Origin of the sequence: Streptomyces sp. NRRL S-350, from assembly GCF_000719705.1 — a bacterium.
Taxonomy (GTDB): domain Bacteria; phylum Actinomycetota; class Actinomycetes; order Streptomycetales; family Streptomycetaceae; genus Kitasatospora.
On sequence record NZ_JOHO01000003.1, the window covers coordinates 152,480 to 169,620 of the forward strand.

Sequence of the window (17,141 nt, forward strand, 5' to 3'; positions counted from 1 at the left end):
TGACGGCGAGTCCGCTGAGGGGTGGTCGTGTGACAGAGCGTGACGGGTCATGTGTCGGTGGCGTGCCGTCCGGAAGTGGACGGTCCGGCCGGTCGGCGCAAGTCACGGCCGGACCGAACGTCAGAATCCGGCCGTTCCGTCCTCGCTGACCGGGGGCCCGTCCGGCGCACCGTCCGGTCCGGGGCGGCGGTCTCCTCGGGTGGGGGAGGTTGGAGATGCGGCGGGCGGCATTGGAGAATCGGGTCCGGCACCACGCGGCGGGTGCGGACAACGGGGAGGTGGCAGCGGAGTGGACCAGCTGACGGCGCACGATCCGAGGCGGATCGGGCCCTTCGAGGTGCTGGGGCGGCTCGGCGCGGGTGGGATGGGGCTGGTCTACCTGGCGCGGTCCGCGTCCGGGCGGCGGGTGGCCATCAAGACCGTCCGGGGGGAGCTGGCCGAGGACGAGCTGTTCCGCGTCCGCTTCGCGCGTGAGATCGCGGCGGCCAAGACGGTCGGCGGCTTCTACACGGCGGCCGTGGTGGACGCGGACGCGGACGCGCGGGTGCCCTGGCTGGCCACCGCGTACATCCCGGCGCCCTCGCTGGAGGACCTGGTCGAGGAGTGCGGCCCGCTGCCGGTGGACGCCACCCGCTGGCTCGTCGCCGGCATCGCGGAGGCCCTGCAGTCCATCCACGCGGCCGGGCTGATCCACCGCGACCTCAAGCCCTCCAACGTCCTGGTGGTCGAGGACGGCCCGAAGGTGATCGACTTCGGCATCGCGGCAGGGGTGTCCAGCACCCGGCTCACGATGACCAACGTCGCGGTCGGCACCCCCGCCTACATGTCCCCCGAGCAGGCCCGGGACAGCCGGACCGTCCGGGGCGCCAGCGACGTCTTCTCGCTCGGCTCGCTGATGGTCTTCTGCGCCACCGGCCACCCGCCCTACCGCGGGACCAACCCGGTCGAGACGGTGTTCCAGCTGCTGCGGGAGGAGCCGGACCTGACCGGCATGCCGCCCGAGCTGATGGACCTCGTCCGCGCCTGCATGCAGCAGGCGTCCGAGCGGCGGCCCACCCCGGCGCAGATCCAGGCCGAACTGGCCCCGCACCTGTTCTCCCGCGACGACGCCTCCGGCGAGGCCGGGGACTGGCTGCCGGCCAACGCGCTGGAACTGATCGAGCGCCGGCGCGGCCGTCGCCCGACCGCGCCGGCGCCCCGCCCGTCCCCGGGCCCGGCCGAGCCGCCGCAACCGCCCCCGCACGCGCCCCCGCCGCACCCGCAGGGCCCGCCGCCCCACGGGCCGGCCGACCCGCGCACCAACCCCGGCCGGCACGCGCAGCCGCCGGCCGGGCCGGTGCACAGCGTGCCGGCGCCGGGCCGGGCCGTCGAGGCCGAGGCCGAGGTCGCGACCGCGAAGATCGCCTCCTCGAACCGGCACCGCGCGCCCGCCGACAGCGCCGCCGTCGAGGTGCGGCTGTCCGGCGCCTCGGTGCGGATAGGCCCGGGGCCGCGGGCCGAGCACGAGCAGCCCGGCTCGAACACCGCTCCGGCCGCGACCGACTGGGTCCGCCGGGCGGCCCCCACCCCGCCGGCCCTGCCGGCCCAGGCCGCCCGCTGGCGCCCCTGGCGGTTCCGGATGTCCAACGACGTCTGGGGCACCCCGCTGATCGCCGACGGCACGCTCTTCGTCTCCAGCTTCGAGGTGCACGCGCTGGACATCGCCTCCGGTGAGCGCCGCTACAAGACCCGGGACGTCGCCTGGGCGCTCGCGGTGGACGCCGGCCGGGTGCACGCCGCGGACGGCCCGCACCTGTACACCGTGGACGCCGCGGACGGCGCCGAGCGCTGGCGCACCTCACTGGACGGCTGGGTCTACTCGCTCTCCGCCGCCGACGGCGTGCTCTGCTGCGGCATCAGGGGCGGCGGCGTGCAGCTGCGCTCGGCGGCCAACGGCGCCGAGCTGTGGCGGGCCGACGACGCCCAGCAGGACTACGAGAGCCCGCAGTCCGGCCCGGTCCTGGTGGCCGGCGCCGCCTACTACTACGGCGCCGGGCGGCTGCGCTGCGTCGACCCGCGCGGCGCGGGCCTGCGCTGGTCCTTCCCGGTGGGCGAGGACGTGCCCTCGCACCCGGTCGAGCGCGGCGGCGTGCTGTACGTGACGGCCGGCACCAGGGTGTACGCGCTGGACGCCGCCAGCGGGGTCGAGCGCTGGCGCTTCGAGGCCCCGGTGGTGCTGTTCACCCCGCCGGCCCTGGACGCCGACGCGGTGTACGTGGCCGACTACCTGGGCACCGTCTACGCGCTGGACGCCGCCACCGGGCTGGACCGCTGGCGCGGGGTCACCGGCAGCCGCCAGGGCGCCGAGCCGGTGGTGGTCGGGGACGGCATGGTGCTGGTCGGCAGCGGAGAGGTGCTGTACGCCTTCGAGGCGTCGACCGGCCGGGAGCGCTGGCGCTACACCGCCCGCGGCGAGATCGTCGGCTCCCCGGCGGTGGCCGACGGCCTGGTGCACCTGGGCAGCCGGGACCACTCGCTGCACACCCTGGACCTGGCGAGCGGTCAGCTGCGCTGGGAGCTCGGCACCAAGGGCGAGCTCACCGGCTCCCCGGTGGCGGTCGGCGGGCGGGTCTTCGTCGGTTCCAAGGACCGCTGCGTGTACGCGCTGGACGCCTTCTACGGCACGGCGGTGCCCGCCCGCTGAGCGGGGCGGACACCGCCGTGCCGGTGGTGCCACCGGTCCGGGCCGGGGTGCGGGCTCAGGCCTTGCGGGCCTCCGGGTGGCGGCTGCACCAGCCCGCCCACGCGGAGGCGACCATCTCCTCCACGCCGTGGCGCGCGGTCCAGTCGAGCTCGCGGTGGATCAGGTCGGCGGAGGCCACCACCCGGGCGGGGTCGCCGGGGCGGCGGGGCGTCACCTCGGCGGTGGTGTCGTAGCCGGTGACCTTGCCGATCACCTGCAGCATCTCCTGGACGCTGACGCCCTCGCCGCGGCCGATGTTGAGCACCAGGGAGGTCTCCCCGGCCGGGTCGGCGGCCAGGCGCGCGGCGGCCGCCACGTGGGCCGAGGCGATGTCGGAGACGTGGATGAAGTCGCGCACGCAGGTGCCGTCCGGCGTCGGGTAGTCGGCGCCGAAGATCCGCGGGGCCTGGCCGGCGGTCAGCCGCTCGAAGACCATCGGGATCAGGTTGAAGACCCCGGCGTCGGAGAGCTCGGGGGAGGCGGCGCCGGCCACGTTGAAGTAGCGCAGGGCCACGGTCGACATGCCGTGGGCCTTCCCGGCCGCGGCGACCAGCCATTCGCCGGCCAGCTTGGTCTCGCCGTACGGGCTCATCGGGGCGCAGGGGGTCGACTCGGTGACCAGGTCGACGTCCGGCATGCCGTAGACCGCGGCGGAGGAGGAGAACAGGAAGCGCTTGACCCCGCCCTCGGCGGCCGCCTCCAGGACGGTCTGCAGGCCGATCACGTTCTCGCGGTAGTACAGGAACGGCTGCTCGACCGACTCGCCGACCTGCTTCTTGGCGGCGAAGTGCAGGACGCCCTCGACGCCGTGCTCGCGGATCGCGGCGTCCAGGGCCGCGCGGTCCAGGGTGGAGCCCTCGACCAGGGTGACGTCGGAGGGGAGGCGGGACGGGTCGCCGGTGCTGAGGTCGTCCAGGACGACGACGCGCTCACCGGCGTCGAGCAGCTGGCGGACGACGTGTCCGCCGATGTATCCGGCACCGCCGGTGATCAACCAAGTCATGTACCGATCCTAGGCGTTCGGATCCGGTCGACTTTTCGGGCGAGTCCGGCCAGCGAATCGGACAAATTGGTGGAATGCTGACAAAGATTTGCGTGCTCTCACGCCCGCGCCGACGGCGTGGTGACGAATCGGAGGCAGCCAGGTGAGTCGTAAGAAGGAACACTCCCGCCCCCTCCCCGCCGGGCCCCGGCCGACCGGGCCCCGGGCGGCGCACGGGCGCTGGCCCGCGGCCGCCGTCGCGGTGGTGACCACGCTGGTCCTCGCCGGGTGCAGCAGCGGCTCGTCCTCCTCGTCCTCGTCATCCTCCGCGGCGTCCCCGTCCTCCGCCGGCGGTCCGTCCGGCTCCGCCACCACCAAACCGGCCTCCTCCGCCCCCGCGCAGGGCGCCGTCCAGCTGCAGGACGCCTACCAGAAGGTGATCTCCGACGTGCTGCCCTCGGTGGTGCAGATCACCACCGGCGACAGCCTCGGCTCCGGGATCGTCTACGACGACAAGGGCGACATCGTCACCAACGCCCACGTGGTCGGCACCGCGACCACCTTCGCCGTGACCCTCGCCAACACCACCAAGGCGCTGGACGCCGGCCTGGTCGCCAGCTACCCCGACTCCGACCTCGCGGTGATCCGGCTGAGCAGCCCGCCGAGCGGCCTCAAGCCCGCGACCTTCGGCGACTCCGGCAAGGTCGAGCTGGGCCAGATCACCCTCGCCATGGGCAGCCCGCTCGGGCTCTCCAGCAGCGTCACCCAGGGCATCGTCTCGGCCACCGGCCGGACCGTCTCCGAGCCCCAGGGCGGCGGCTCGCCGGGCGCCACCATCGGCAACATGGTGCAGACCTCGGCGGCGATCAACCCGGGCAACAGCGGCGGCGCGCTGGTCAACCTGGACAGCCAGGTGATCGGGATCAACACGCTCGCCGCGACCGAGCCCGCGACCAACGGCGCGGCCGCACCCGGCATCGGCTTCGCCATCCCGGCGTCCACCATCACCAGCATCACCGACCAGCTGATCAAGCAGGGCAAGGTCACCAACTCCGGCCGGGCCGCACTCGGCATCACCGCCCGGACCAGCTTCAACCAGCAGTTCCAGCCCGCCGGCGCGGCCATCGTGGCGGTCAGCCCGAGCGGCGCGGCCGCCTCCGCGGGGCTGCAGCCCGGCGACGTCATCACCAAGATCGGCGACACCCCGGTCGACTCGCTGAACGCGCTCACCACCGCGCTCGCCTCGCTCACCCCGGGCACCAAGGTCACCGTCACCTACACCCGGGACGGCAGCACCAAGACCGCCGACGTCACCCTCGGCACGCTGGCGACCCCGTAACCCCGGTACGGCGCCGCCGGGCCGCACACCGCGCAAGGGTTCTGCGGCCGGCCCGTCGTACCGGACCGGCGCCGGGCCCCCGTCACTGCCTCGACGGGGGCCCGGCGCACTGCTGTTCCCGCACCGTCCGCCGCTCCCGCGGTCCAGGGGCGGTCAGCGGCGGACGGAGGCTGTCACGGGCGGTCAGCGGCGGGCGGCGCGGGTGCGCCAGGGCAGCTCGACCGTGACGGTCGTGGGGCCGGCCGTCGGGCTCTCCACCAGGAAGACCCCGTCCACCGCGCGGATCCGCTCGGCCAGCCCGGACAGGCCGCTGCCCGGGTAGGCGGCGGCGCCGCCCTTGCCGTCGTCCTGGACCAGCACCATCAGCTGGTTGTCCGAGCGCCAGACGTCGACCGAGGCGGTGCGGGCCCCCGCGTGCTTGGAGACGTTGGTGAGCAGCTCGCTGACGGTGAAGTAGGCGATGCCCTCGACCGCCGAGTCCGGCCGCTCCGGCTCGCCGTCCGGCCCGGCCAGGTCGACGTTCACCTTGACCCCGCCGGGGACGGTGCAGCGGGCCGCGACCGCGGACAGCGCGGCGTCCAGACCGCGGTCGGTGAGCACCGCGGGGTGGATGCCGCGGGCCAGGTCGCGCAGCTCCTGCAGGGCCAGCTTCACCTCGCCGTGCGCGTTGTCGACCATCTTCGCGGCGACCGCCACGTCGTCCTCGGACTCCACCTCCCGCAGCCGCTCCTTGGCCATGCCGAGGTCCATCGCCAGCGCGACCAGCCGGGCCTGGGCGCCGTCGTGCAGGTCGCGCTCGATCCGGCGCAGGTCGGCGGCGGCGGTGTCCACGACGGTGCCGCGGTCGTCCTCCAGCTCGCGCACCCGCTCGGCCAGGGCGCCGGGGAAGAGCAGCGACTCGATCAGGATCCGGTCGATCGCGGCCAAGCCGCGGATCACCCAGGGCAGCACCGGCCACAGCGCCAGGACCGACACCACGGTCAGGGCGAAGCCGAGGATGCCCCAGGGCAGCATCAGCACGTTGTAGAGCACGGTGCGCCAGTTCAGCAGGTCGGTGAGGTGGGCGATGGTGAAGCCCACCGCGCCCGGGCGCCGCGGGCTCACCGGCGCCGGCTCGTCGATCGTCGAGTCGTACGCCGTCCGCGCCCGGCGGCGGCCCAGTGCGCCCAGGCTGCGCGAGGCGGCCAGCCCGCCGGCGAGCAGGGGCAGGCCGACCACGGTGACCGACAGGCTCAGACCGACCGCCAGCGTCGTGACGGACAGGGCGAAGCCGGCGATGCCCAGCGGCAGGTTGAGCAGCAGCTGCCCGGCCTGGCGCCACATGCGCGCGCCGTACAGCGGAGGGCGCTCCATCCGGGCGTCCTGCTCCTTGATGGCGTCCATGGCGCGGCGGTGCAGCGGCTTCATCCGGATCTACCGTCCCTCGTGATCGTGCGGGTGGACCAAGCTTCCCGAACCGGGGGCGGCGGGTGCCATGGGGGTGATACATCTTCCCGGCCGGGGGTTATCCCCACCCCCGGCACCCCCGTCCCGGTCGCCTGCGCCCCGCCGGCCGTTCACCGGGGTGTCCACGGGCCGTCTTGCGGAGCGGGCAGGGTTCGGGCGGACCTCGGCCCTCCCCTTAGACTCACGCATTGGCCATGGTTGTGATCGTGGTTGAGACCCGTGGTTATGACCGTGCGAGGAAACGTCGTAGAACTGCCTTGAGGGGCGGTTTCACGGCCGAGGTGGAGGCGAAGGCATGGAGTGGCAGCACGCGGCTGCCGTCGCGGCCGACCCGGCGGCCGGCAGCGGCTACTTCGACGCGTACGCCGCGATGGGCCTGCTGGCCGTCGTCGGGGTGCTCTTCGTCACCGTGGCGTTCACCGCCAACCGCCTGCTGCGGCCGGTGGTGTACTCGCCCGAGAAGCTCCTCGCCTACGAGTGCGGCGTGGACCCGGTGGGCGAGGACTGGGCGCACACCCAGATCCGCTACTACGTGTACGCCTTCCTGTACGTGATCTTCGCGGTCGACGCGATCTACCTGTTCCCGTGGGCGACCGTCTTCGCCACCGCCGGGTACGGCGCCGGAACGCTGGTCGAGATGTTCCTCTTCATCGGCTTCCTCGCGGTCGGGCTGCTCTACGCCTGGAAGAAGGGCGTTCTCGAATGGACGTGACGCACTCCCACCCGCACGGCGCGCAGGGCGGCCCCGTCCCGCTCGGCCTGCCGGACCCCGCGCGCCCCGGCGCCGTCGAACGGCGCGGCCTCGGCCCGCTGGCACGGCTCGCGCCGGACCCGGTCAAGGTGGTGCTCAACTGGGGGCGCCGCTACAGCCTCTGGTGCTTCAACTTCGGCCTGGCCTGCTGCGCGATCGAGTTCATCGCCGCGTCCATGGCCAAGCACGACTTCATCCGGATGGGCGTCATCCCGTTCGCGCCCGGCCCCCGGCAGGCGGACCTGATGATCGTCTCGGGGACGGTCACCGACAAGATGGCGCCCGCCGTCAAGCGCCTCTACGAGCAGATGCCCGAGCCGAAGTACGTCATCTCCTTCGGCGCCTGCTCGAACTCCGGCGGCCCCTACTGGGACTCGTACTCGGTCACCAAGGGCGTCGACCAGATCATCCCGGTCGACGTCTACGTGCCCGGCTGCCCGCCCCGGCCGGAGGCGCTGCTCCAGGGCATCCTCAAGCTGCAGGAGAAGATCGCCGCCGAGTCCCTGCCCGGCCGCTACGCCGCGCCCGCGGGGGCGCTGCGCCGGCCGCTGGTCGCGGGCCCCAAGGCCGGGGCCGAGGCCGGGACTTCGAGTGAGGGAGGGGTCTCGTGACCACGGCCGAGCAGTACGCGGCGTCGGTCGGGGAGTGGGCGACCGGCGCCGAGGCGTACGGGCTGACCACCGTCGACGTCCCGGCCGAGCACTGGATCGAGGCGCTCACCAACGCGCGGGACGTCCTGGGCCTGGCCTACTTCGACTGGCTGAGCGCCGTCGACGAGCTCGCCGACGGCTTCTCCGTGGTCGCGCACCTGGCCGCCGTCGAGGCACCGGGCGTACGGCACCTCACGGTCCGCACCCGGCTGCCGCGCGACGGGGCGGCCCTGCCGACCGCCGTCTCCGTCTACGCCGGTGCCGCCTGGCACGAGCGCGAGACGCACGAGATGTTCGGCATCGACTTCCCCGGGCACCCCCACCTGGCAGCCCTGCTGCTGCCGGACGGCTTCGAGGGGCACCCGCTGCGCAAGGAGTTCGTGCTCGCCGCCCGGGTCGCCAAGGCCTGGCCCGGGGCCAAGGAGCCGGGCGAGTCGGACCACGGCGAGGGGCCGGTCAGGCGCAAGATGCAGCCGGCCGGCGTGCCCGACCCGAACGAGTGGGGACCGCTCAAGGGCACCCTGCCGCCGGTCGCCGAGCGGCCCGCGCGCGGCGCGCGGGCGGCGGGCGCCGCGGCGCGCACGCCCCGGGCGGCCGCGGCTGCGGGCGGGGCCGCGGCCGGGGCTGCCGGTGGCGGCGCTGGTGCTGCTGCCGAGGGCGCGCCCGTCCGGGCCGACCGGCCGCGGCGTACGCGCTCGGTGTCGGAGGGCTCGGCGAGCCAGGCCGCCCCGACCGCCGAGGGCGCGTCCGCGGTTGCCGGCCCCCCGGCCGCTGACGGCCCCGCGCCTGCCGGCGGACCATCGCCTGCCGAGAGCACCCCGCTGGCTGGTGACACCCCGCCTGCCGGCGGCGCCCCGGCGGCCGGTGCCGCTCCGGCCGTCGGCGAGGGGGCGCCCGCCGTACGGGCGGACCGGCCCCGGCGGACCAGGACGGCCGCCGACGGCTCCGTCGGCCAGACCGCCGACGCGCCCAAGACGGAGCGTCCGGGCCCCGCCCGGCCCTCGTCCTCCGACGCGCCCTGGCACAACCCGGTGCCCGCCCACGACGACGAACCGTCGGGCGGGAAGACCGCCGAGGAGCCGGGCGAGCCGGAGCAGAAGGACGAGACGCCGGCCGACCCGGCCGACCGGGACGGAGACGGCGCGTGAACCTGCTCGACACGGTGCTGCGCTGCGTCGCCACCCTCGTCGTCTTCCTCGTCTTCCCCCTGGTCATCGGCCAGACGGAGCACAAGGTCATGGCGCACATGCAGGGCCGGCTCGGCCCGATGTACGCGGGCGGCTTCCACGGCTGGGCACAGCTCGTCGCCGACGGCGTGAAGTTCGCGCAGAAGGAGGACATCGTCCCGGCCGGGGCGGACCGCCGGATCTTCCAGCTGGCGCCCGCCGTCTCCCTGCTGCCGTACCTCTTCGTGCTGCTGGCGATCCCGGTCGGCCCGAACGGCTTCGTCGGCCAGGCGATCGACGCCGGGCTGTTCTTCGTGCTGGCCGTGATGGGCGTCGGCGTGATCGGCAAGCTGATGGCCGGCTGGGCCTCGGCGAACAAGTTCTCGCTGCTCGGCGGCCTGCGCACGGCCGCGCAGCTGATGTCGTACGAGCTGCCGATGGTGCTCGCGGCGGCCTCGGTGGCGATGGCCGCGGGCACGCTGTCGCTGCCCGGGATCGTGGACTCCTGGCAGTGGTACTGGCTGCCCTGGCAGGTCGTCGGCGCGTTCGTGTTCTTCACGGCCGGTCTGGCCGAGCTGCAGCGCCCGCCGTTCGACATGCCGGTCGCCGACTCGGAGATCATCTTCGGCGCGTACACCGAGTACACCGGTCTGCGGTTCGCGCTGTTCCTGCTGTCCGAGTACGTGGGCATCCTCGTGGTGTCGGCGCTGACCGCGGTGCTCTTCCTCGGCGGCTGGCACGGGCCGATGGCGGACCAGCTCGGCTGGCTCTGGATGATCCTCAAGACCTTCGCGCTGGCCTTCGTGGTCATCTGGCTGCGGGTCACCTACCCGCGTCTGCGCGAGGACCAGCTGATGCGCTTCGCGTGGACGGTGCTGATCCCGCTCGCCCTGCTCCAGCTGGCCCTCACCGGCATCATCAAGGTGGCGATCTCATGAGCTTTCCCGGTGCCGGTCTCGCCAAGGGGCTGGCCGTGACGCTGCGGACGATGACGAAGAAGACCGTCACCGCGCAGTACCCCGACGTCCAGCCGGTGCTGCCGCCGCGTTCGCGCGGCGTCATCGCCCTGCTGGAGGAGAACTGCACGGTGTGCATGCTCTGTGCGCGCGAGTGCCCCGACTGGTGCATCTACATCGACTCCCACAAGGAGACGCTGCCGGCCGCGGAGCCGAACGCCCGGGCCCGCACCCGCAACGTGCTGGACCGGTTCGCCATCGACTTCTCGCTCTGCATGTACTGCGGGATCTGCATCGAGGTCTGCCCGTTCGACGCGCTGTTCTGGTCGCCCGAGTTCGAGTACGCCGAGACGGACATCCACGAGCTCACCCACGAGCGGGACAAGCTCCGCGAGTGGATGTGGACCGTCCCGGCGCCGCCCGCCCTGGATCCGGCGGCCGAGGAGCCCAAGGAGATCGCCACCGCGCGCAAGGCGGCGGACAAGCTGGCGGCTGCGGCTGCTGCCGCCGCCTCGGTGGAGGAGCCGGAGCCGCCGGTGAAGCCGGAGCCGGTGCAGAAGCCGGAGAAGTCGCAAGAGAAGAAGGGTGAGACCGAGTGAGTGTTCCCACCCTGCTCGCGGCGACCGGCTCGCTGGAGCCGGCCGCCCGTTCGTTCCTGTCCCCGACCGGCCAGGAGATCGTCTTCCTGCTGGTCGGGATCGCCGTGCTCGGCTCGGCCGTGGTCGCCGTCACCACCAGGCAGCTGGTGCACGCCGCGCTCTGGCTGGTCGTCGCGCTCGGCGGGCTCGCGGTGGAGTTCCTGCTGCTCACCGCCGAGTTCATCGCCTGGGTACAGGTGCTGATCTACCTCGGCTCGGTGGTCGTCCTGGTCCTGTTCGGCCTGATGCTCACCAAGGCGCCGATCGGGCGCTCGCCGGACGCCGACTCCAAGAACCGCTGGGTGGCCCTGGCGGTCGCGCTGGCGTCGGCCGGGACGCTGGTCACCCTGGTGGTCGACGCCTTCCGGACCTCCTGGATCGACCTCGGCGCGGGCGGCGGCTCCGCCGCCGTCACAGGCGCCAGCCTGTTCCGGAACTGGGTGCTGCCCTTCGAGGCGCTGTCCGTCCTGCTGCTGGCGGCGCTGGTCGGTGCGATCGTGCTGTCGCGCGGCTCGCAGCGGCGGGTGCCGGCACCCCGGGCGGGCAGGCTGCGCGCCGGGCGGCCGGTCGGGTCGAACGGGACGGTCGCCGCGACCGCGCCCAGGCCGACGGCGCCCGAGCCGGTGACGCCCGAGCCGACCGTGCCGGGCTCCGCCGCGCCGGGCTCCGCCGAGCCGGAGGAGAAGAGCTGATGCACCTCGCCTACCCCGTCGTCCTCGCCGCGCTGCTGTTCAGCGTCGGCGTGTACGGCGTGCTCGCCCGGCGCAACGCCGTCCTGGTACTGATGTCGGTCGAGCTGATGCTCAACGCCGTCAACCTCGACCTGGTCGCCTTCGACGCCTGGCTGCGCGACTCGCTGCACGCCGGGCAGGCGCTCACCCTGTTCACCATCACCGTCGCCGCCGCCGAGATCGGGCTGGGCCTCGCCATCGTCCTGCTGCTGTTCCGGGCCCGGGGCACGGCGGACATCGACCGCGCCACCGCGCTCGGCGATCCGGCCGAGCCGCTCGCCACCGAAGAGGCGTCGGCCGGAGCCGAGGCGCTGAAGGGCCAGGCCGCCGCATGAACCTCGCCCTGCCCGCACTCGTCCCCGCGCTGCCCGCGCTCGGCGCGGCCGCGACCCTCGCCGTCGGGAAGAAGGCGCCCGGGGCGGCCCGGCCGCTGGCGATCGTCCCGGTCGCCGTCTCGGCGGTGCTCGCCCTGGTGGTCGCCCTCCAGCTCGGCACCGGCCAGACCCTCGACGCGGCCACCCGCCTCACCCCGACCGGCGGACCGGACATCGCGCTCGCCCTCCACCTGGACGGCTTCAGCTCGCTGATCTCCGTGCTGGTCGGCCTGGTCGCCACCTGCGTCCAGGTCTACTCGACCGCGTACCTGAAGGAGGACCCGCGCTACCCCTCGTACGCGGCGCTGGTCTCCCTGTTCACCGCGGCGATGTTCCTGGTGGTCTACTCGGGCGACCTGATCGTGCTGCTGGTCGGCTGGGAGGTCATGGGCCTCTGCTCGTACTTCCTGATCGGCCACCACTGGGAGAGCGCGGACGCCCGCTCGGCCTCGCTCAAGGCCTTCCTGGTCACCAAGCTCGGCGACGTGCCGTTCCTGTTCGGGATCTTCCTGCTCGGCGCCGACGCCGGCAGTTTCCGGATCCCGGACGTGCTCGCGGCGGCGGGCGAGGGCAGGCTCGGCCACCCGACGCTGATCGCCCTGCTGCTGCTCGCCGGGGTGGCCGGCAAGAGCGCGCAGTTCCCGCTGCACACCTGGCTCCCCGACGCGATGGCCGGCCCGACGCCGGTCTCCGCGCTGATCCACGCGGCCACCATGGTCGCGGCCGGCATCTACCTGGTCGCCCGGTTGCTGCCGGTCTTCCTGCTGTCGGGCGCGGCGCTGGTCGTGCTCGCCGTGATGGCCGCCGTGACGATGATCGGCTCGGCACTGTGCGCGCTCGCCCAGGACGACCTCAAGCGGGTGCTCGCCTACTCCACCGTCGGCCAGCTCGGCTACATGGCCGGCGCGCTGGCCAGCGGGGACCGCGAGGCCTCCGTCTTCCACCTGGTCAGCCACGGCGCGTTCAAGGCGCTGCTGTTCCTGGCCGCCGGTGTGGTGATCCACGCCGCGCACACCAACTCGATCTCCGCGATGTCCCGGATCCCGGGACTGCGCAAACGCGTCCCGGACGCCTACTGGACGCTGGGCATCGCGCTGGTCGCCCTGGTCGGGCTGCCGCCGTTCTCCGGCTTCTTCAGCAAGGAGGCGGTGCTGACCGCCGCCGAGCACGCCGCCAAGGGCGAGGCGCTCACCAACGGACTCGGCCCCGCCTCCGCGGTGCCGCAGGCGGCCGGGTGGATCGTGCTGATCTCCGCCGGGCTCACCGCACTGCTCACCGCCGCGTACGCCACCCGGCTGTTCCTGGTCGCCTTCCACAGCCCGGCCGGTGCCGCCGCGGCCGCACCGCAGGTGCTGCCCGCCGCCGACCGGGCCACGGTCCCGGCCGACCACGAGGCGGACGCCCCGTACTCGCCCGAGCTGGACGAGGCCGACCCGGCCAGCGCCGAGCCGCCCGCGATGCGCTGGCCGCTCTGGGTGCTGGCCATCCCGACCATGGGCTTCGGCATCGCCGGCCTGCGCTCGGACTGGCTGCCCGCACTGCTGGACGGCGGCCCGCTGCGGCCCTCCGGCGTCACCGCCGTCACCAGCACGGGGCTCGCCGTGGTCGGCGTGCTCGCGGCGTACGGCGCCTGGCGCTCGGCGACCGCCCGGCTGGGCACCGGCCGACCCGCCCCGGCCGTCCTCGGCCGGGTGCCCGAGCAGGCCGGAGCCCCGGCCGTCGAGGTGATCGTCGCCGACCCCGGACGCACCCTGCTCGGCCCGCTGTTCGGCCCGGCCCGGCACGGCTTCGGCGTCGACCGGCTGTACGGGGCGCTGTTCGTCCGCCCGGTGGTCGCCGCCGCCCGACTGGTCCGCTTCCTGGACCGCGAGGTCGTCGAGACCTACGTGCGCGGCAGCGGGGTCGGGGCCAACCTGCTCGGCCGGGCCGTCCGGCTCGCGCAGACCGGCAACGCGCAGACCTACCTCAGCGCCCTGCTCGCCGCCGTCGTCCTGCTGGCCGTCCTGGTGGCGGTGTAGCCGGTGCCGCACTCCGCCCCCCGCCTCTCCGCCTCCGCCCCCTCGACCGCCGCACGTAGGAGCCCCCGATGAACGCAGTCCTCATCGCCCTCCTGGTGCTGCCGCTGCTCGGTGCCGCGCTCACCCTGGCCCCGGTGTTCGGGCCGGACCGGGCCGTCGCCGACCGGCGGGCGCTGCGGCTGAACACCGTCGTGACCGGCGCGGTGCTCCTGCTCACCGTCGCCCTCGCGGCCGGCTTCGACCACGACGAACCCGCCCGGATGCAGGCCACCACCGACGTGTCCTGGATCCCGGCCCTGCACGTGCGCCTCCACCTCGGCGTGGACGGCGTCTCGCTGCCGCTGATCGTGCTGACCGCGCTGCTCACCTTCCTCTGCGCGCTGTACTCGGAGAAGCGGCTGCCGGGCGGGGACGCCCGGGGCGGTGCCCCGGAAGGGCCCCGTCCGTCCGCGCAGGCCTTCGTCGGGCTGTTCCTCCTCCTCGAAGTGGGCATGCTCGCCACCTTCGCGGTGCTGGACCTCCTGCTCTTCTTCCTGGCCTTCGAGATCGTGCTGATCCCGATGTACTTCCTGATCGCCCGCTGGGGGAGCGGCGCGAAGGTCCCCGCCGCCAACCGGTTCATCCTCTACACGCTGCTCGGCTCGGCCGTGATGCTGCTCGGCTTCCTGCTGGTCGGCAGCAAGGCCGGCACCTTCGACATGCAGGCCCTGGCCGCCGCGCACGGCAGCGGCCTGAGCCACACCACCCAGGTGATCGCCGCGCTGGCGATCCTGGTCGGCCTCGCCGTCAAGGCCCCCGCCTGGCCGCTGCACAGCTGGCTCCCCGACGCGCACACCGCCGCCCCGACGGTGGGCTCGGTGCTGCTCGCCGGCGTGCTGTTGAAGATGGGCACGTACGGCCTGGTCCGCGTCCTCCTCCCGATCGTGCCCGGCGGCATCACCACGCTCGCCCCCTACCTGGGCGCCTTCGCCGCCGTCGGCATCGTCTACGGATCCCTGGCCTGCCTGGCGCTCGCCCTCCCGTCGTCGCCCACCGCCTCCCTGCTTTCGAGGCGCTCCGCGCCCGGTGACTCCGGCGCCAGGGGCGACCTCAAGCGCCTGATCGCGTACTCCTCCGTGGGCCACATGGGCTTCGTGCTGCTCGGCATCGCCTCCCTCACCCCGGTGGGCGTGAACGGCGCGCTGTTCGCCAACATCGCCCACGGCCTGATCACCGGTCTGCTGTTCTTCGTCGTCGGCGCGCTCAAGGACCGCTACGGCACGGCCGACCTCGACACCCTCTCCGGCGCCACCGGCGCCGCCCTGTACGGGCGGGCACCACGGCTCGGCGCCCTGCTCGCCTTCGCCGCCGTCGCCAGCCTCGGGCTGCCCGGCCTGGCCGGCTTCTGGGGCGAGCTGCTGGCCATGTTCGGCGCGTTCGACCCCGCCCAGGGGCTCTCCCGCCCCGCCTTCGTCACCTACATGGTCCTGGCCGGCCTCGGCACCCTCCTCACCGCCGCCTACCTGCTGATCGTCGTCAAGCGCGTCTGCATGGGCGACCCCGAGCAGCCCGCGCCGGTGGCCGAGGTGGCCGACGTGCGCCCGTACGAGGCCGTCAGCTGGATGCCGCTCGCCGCGCTCACCCTGCTCGCCGGCCTCTGGCCGGCGCTGCTGCTCGGCCTCTCGAACCCGGCCGTCAAGCACCTCCTCGGGGGTGGCTGACCGTGCTCGCAGCCCACACCGCCGCACTCGGACCTCACTCCACGGGGCAGCACACTGTGACCTCCCTCGCCGTAGCCAACCCGGGCAGCCTGATCCAGTCCGTGGACTGGGTGGCGATCGCGCCCCCGCTGATCGCCGCCGCGGCCGCCCTGGCCGTGCTCGTCACGGACCTGTTCCTGCCCGAGCGGCACAAGAAGTGGCTCGGCCGCCTCACCGCGGCCGGACTCGCCCTCGCCCTCATCGCACTCCTCCCCCTCACCGGAACGTCACCCCGGGCGACCTTCTGTGTTCGGAACGTAGCAGGCGCCACTGACACTGCGTCGATCAGCGGCTCCGTCGCGGGCGGCTGCTCGTACGTCGCCGACCACTTCGCCCTGGTGTTCCAGCTGCTCGCCCTCGGCGGCGCGCTGATCGCGGCGCTGCTCTCGGCCCACACCGTGGACGACGAGAAGCTGCCGAGGGGCGAGTACTGGTTCCTGCTGCTCTCCAGCGCCGCCGGTGCCGCCCTGCTGCCCGCCTCCCGGGACCTCGCCACCATGGTGATCGCCCTGGAGGTGGCCTCGCTGCCCGCCTTCGCCCTGGTCGCGCTTCGCCGGGACGGCCGGGGCGCCGAGGCCGCGCTCAAGTTCTTCGTCTCCTCGGTGACCGCGACCGCCGTGATGCTGCTCGGCGTCGGCTTCGTCTACGCGGCGAGCGGCAGCCTGCACCTCGGCGCCGTCGCCCAGGGGCTGGAGCACGCCCCCGCGCAGCTCCAGCCGCTCGCCGAGGCGGGCGCGGTGCTGACCCTCGTCGGCTTCGCGTTCAAGGTCGCCGCCGTCCCGTTCCACTTCTGGGTGCCCGACACCTACACCGGAGCCCCGCTGCCGGTGGCCGGCTACCTCTCGGTGGTCGGCAAGGCGGCCGGCCTGTCCGGGCTGGCGCTCGCCACCTCCATCGCCTTCCGCCCCTTCGCGCACACCTGGGGGCTGGTGCTCGCGGTGCTGGCCGCCGTCACCATGACCGTCGGCAACGTCGGCGCGCTGCGGCAGCGCTTCGACACCCGGTACAGCGCGGTGCGGCTGCTCGCCTGGTCCTCGGTCGGCCAGGCCGGGTACCTGCTGGTGCCGCTCGCCGCGGCCGGGTACGCGTCCGGCGGGGCCGGGCGCCCCGCGTTCGACCAGGGGCCCATCGGCGCCACCGCCGTGTACGCGCTGATCTACGGCGTGGTGAACCTCGGCGCGTTCGGGGTGGTCGCGGCGGTCGGCCGCCGGGCCGGGGCCAGCGTGGACGACTTCCGGGGCCTGTTCGCCCGCCGCCGCTGGACGGCGCTGGCGCTCGCCTTCTTCCTGCTCTGCCTGGCCGGGCTGCCGCCGGGCGTGATCGGCCTGTTCGGCAAGGTCGTGGTGTTCCGGGCGGCCGTCGACGCCGGGCTGGGCTGGCTGGCCGTGGTCATGGCGGCCAATGTGGTCGTCGCCCTGTACTACTACCTGCTGTGGACGGCGCGGCTGTTCGCCCCGGAGGCCGACCGGTCGGCGGGCGCCGCGGCCGGGGCCGAGCGCCGACTGCCGGTCGGCCTGACGGCGACGCTGGGGCTCACCGCCTCCGTGGCGGTGGTCCTGTCGGTGGCGCCCCAGCTCGTCCTGCAGGTCGCGGGCGGATCACTGTTCTGAGCGGCCCCCGGTCGACCGG

At 74.2% G+C, this 17,141-nt stretch carries 14 protein-coding genes; 12 read left to right on the forward strand and 2 right to left on the reverse strand.

The window, feature by feature from the left end:
* The first annotated feature begins 289 nt into the window (after positions 1 to 289).
* Positions 290 to 2,683: a PQQ-binding-like beta-propeller repeat protein gene (locus IF30_RS0104490; RefSeq protein WP_030232232.1), complete on the forward strand. Its 2,394-nt coding sequence runs from the start codon at positions 290 to 292 to the stop codon at positions 2,681 to 2,683.
* A 55-nt stretch (positions 2,684 to 2,738) separates the two neighbouring features.
* Here IF30_RS0104490 and galE read toward each other — a convergent pair whose 3' ends face one another.
* Positions 2,739 to 3,725, reverse strand: coding sequence for a UDP-glucose 4-epimerase GalE (galE, locus tag IF30_RS0104495; protein WP_030232233.1), 987 nt, complete (start codon positions 3,723 to 3,725; stop codon positions 2,739 to 2,741).
* A 244-nt stretch (positions 3,726 to 3,969) separates the two neighbouring features.
* On the opposite strand from galE, the gene IF30_RS0104500 reads away from it, so the two are divergent.
* Positions 3,970 to 5,043: a S1C family serine protease gene (locus tag IF30_RS0104500; RefSeq protein ID WP_420791120.1), complete on the forward strand. Its 1,074-nt coding sequence runs from the start codon at positions 3,970 to 3,972 to the stop codon at positions 5,041 to 5,043.
* Positions 5,044 to 5,226: 183 nt separating this feature from the next.
* Here the strand turns inward: IF30_RS0104500 and IF30_RS0104505 are convergent, their stop codons facing one another.
* Complete coding sequence (locus IF30_RS0104505; protein WP_030232235.1) at positions 5,227 to 6,396, reverse strand: sensor histidine kinase; 1,170 nt, start codon at positions 6,394 to 6,396, stop codon at positions 5,227 to 5,229.
* A gap of 388 nt (positions 6,397 to 6,784) precedes the next feature.
* Here IF30_RS0104505 and IF30_RS0104510 point away from each other — a divergent pair, with 388 nt between their 5' ends.
* The 10 genes from IF30_RS0104510 (at position 6,785) to IF30_RS0104555 (ending at position 17,122) form a co-directional block, all read left to right on the forward strand.
* On the forward strand, positions 6,785 to 7,201 hold the full coding sequence (locus tag IF30_RS0104510) for an NADH-quinone oxidoreductase subunit A (RefSeq protein ID WP_030232236.1): 417 nt from the start codon (positions 6,785 to 6,787) through the stop codon (positions 7,199 to 7,201).
* On the forward strand, positions 7,192 to 7,851 hold the full coding sequence (locus IF30_RS0104515) for an NADH-quinone oxidoreductase subunit B (RefSeq protein WP_030232238.1): 660 nt from the start codon (positions 7,192 to 7,194) through the stop codon (positions 7,849 to 7,851). Before IF30_RS0104510 ends, IF30_RS0104515 begins: the two co-directional genes overlap by 10 nt.
* On the forward strand, positions 7,848 to 9,038 hold the full coding sequence (locus tag IF30_RS0104520) for an NADH-quinone oxidoreductase subunit C (protein ID WP_051709216.1): 1,191 nt from the start codon (positions 7,848 to 7,850) through the stop codon (positions 9,036 to 9,038). Before IF30_RS0104515 ends, IF30_RS0104520 begins: the two co-directional genes overlap by 4 nt.
* The gene (gene nuoH, locus IF30_RS0104525) at positions 9,035 to 9,994 is read left to right on the forward strand and encodes an NADH-quinone oxidoreductase subunit NuoH (RefSeq protein WP_030232245.1); all 960 of its coding nucleotides are present in this window, start codon (positions 9,035 to 9,037) and stop codon (positions 9,992 to 9,994) included. The genes IF30_RS0104520 and nuoH overlap by 4 nt, the downstream gene beginning before the upstream one ends.
* Entirely contained in the window at positions 9,991 to 10,611 is a 621-nt protein-coding gene (locus tag IF30_RS0104530) for a NuoI/complex I 23 kDa subunit family protein (RefSeq protein ID WP_030232248.1), read from the forward strand. Before nuoH ends, IF30_RS0104530 begins: the two co-directional genes overlap by 4 nt.
* Entirely contained in the window at positions 10,608 to 11,342 is a 735-nt protein-coding gene (locus IF30_RS40970; RefSeq protein ID WP_051709218.1) for an NADH-quinone oxidoreductase subunit J, read from the forward strand. Before IF30_RS0104530 ends, IF30_RS40970 begins: the two co-directional genes overlap by 4 nt.
* Entirely contained in the window at positions 11,342 to 11,716 is a 375-nt protein-coding gene (gene nuoK, locus IF30_RS0104540) for an NADH-quinone oxidoreductase subunit NuoK (protein ID WP_030232254.1), read from the forward strand. The genes IF30_RS40970 and nuoK overlap by 1 nt, the downstream gene beginning before the upstream one ends.
* Positions 11,713 to 13,773: an NADH-quinone oxidoreductase subunit L gene (locus IF30_RS0104545; protein WP_030232257.1), complete on the forward strand. Its 2,061-nt coding sequence runs from the start codon at positions 11,713 to 11,715 to the stop codon at positions 13,771 to 13,773. The genes nuoK and IF30_RS0104545 overlap by 4 nt, the downstream gene beginning before the upstream one ends.
* A gap of 68 nt (positions 13,774 to 13,841) precedes the next feature.
* Positions 13,842 to 15,473, forward strand: a complete 1,632-nt coding sequence (locus tag IF30_RS0104550) for a complex I subunit 4 family protein (protein ID WP_030232260.1) — start codon at positions 13,842 to 13,844, stop codon at positions 15,471 to 15,473.
* 56 nt (positions 15,474 to 15,529) lie between these two features.
* Positions 15,530 to 17,122: an NADH-quinone oxidoreductase subunit N gene (locus IF30_RS0104555; RefSeq protein WP_030232264.1), complete on the forward strand. Its 1,593-nt coding sequence runs from the start codon at positions 15,530 to 15,532 to the stop codon at positions 17,120 to 17,122.
* Positions 17,123 to 17,141 lie beyond the last annotated feature (19 nt).

Bases quoted from the DNA above. Each gene is read 5' to 3' on its own strand.
- IF30_RS0104515 (WP_030232238.1), top strand. From the start codon at position 7,192: ATGGACGTGACGCACTCCCACCCGCACGGCGCGCAGGGCGGCCCCGTC.
- IF30_RS0104505 (WP_030232235.1), bottom strand. From the start codon at position 6,396: ATGGAGCGCCCTCCGCTGTACGGCGCGCGCATGTGGCGCCAGGCCGGG.
- IF30_RS0104545 (WP_030232257.1), top strand. From the start codon at position 11,713: ATGAACCTCGCCCTGCCCGCACTCGTCCCCGCGCTGCCCGCGCTCGGC.
- IF30_RS0104550 (WP_030232260.1), top strand. From the start codon at position 13,842: ATGAACGCAGTCCTCATCGCCCTCCTGGTGCTGCCGCTGCTCGGTGCC.
- nuoK (WP_030232254.1), top strand. From the start codon at position 11,342: ATGCACCTCGCCTACCCCGTCGTCCTCGCCGCGCTGCTGTTCAGCGTC.
- IF30_RS0104530 (WP_030232248.1), top strand. From the start codon at position 9,991: ATGAGCTTTCCCGGTGCCGGTCTCGCCAAGGGGCTGGCCGTGACGCTG.
- IF30_RS0104510 (WP_030232236.1), top strand. From the start codon at position 6,785: ATGGAGTGGCAGCACGCGGCTGCCGTCGCGGCCGACCCGGCGGCCGGC.
- galE (WP_030232233.1), bottom strand. From the start codon at position 3,725: ATGACTTGGTTGATCACCGGCGGTGCCGGATACATCGGCGGACACGTC.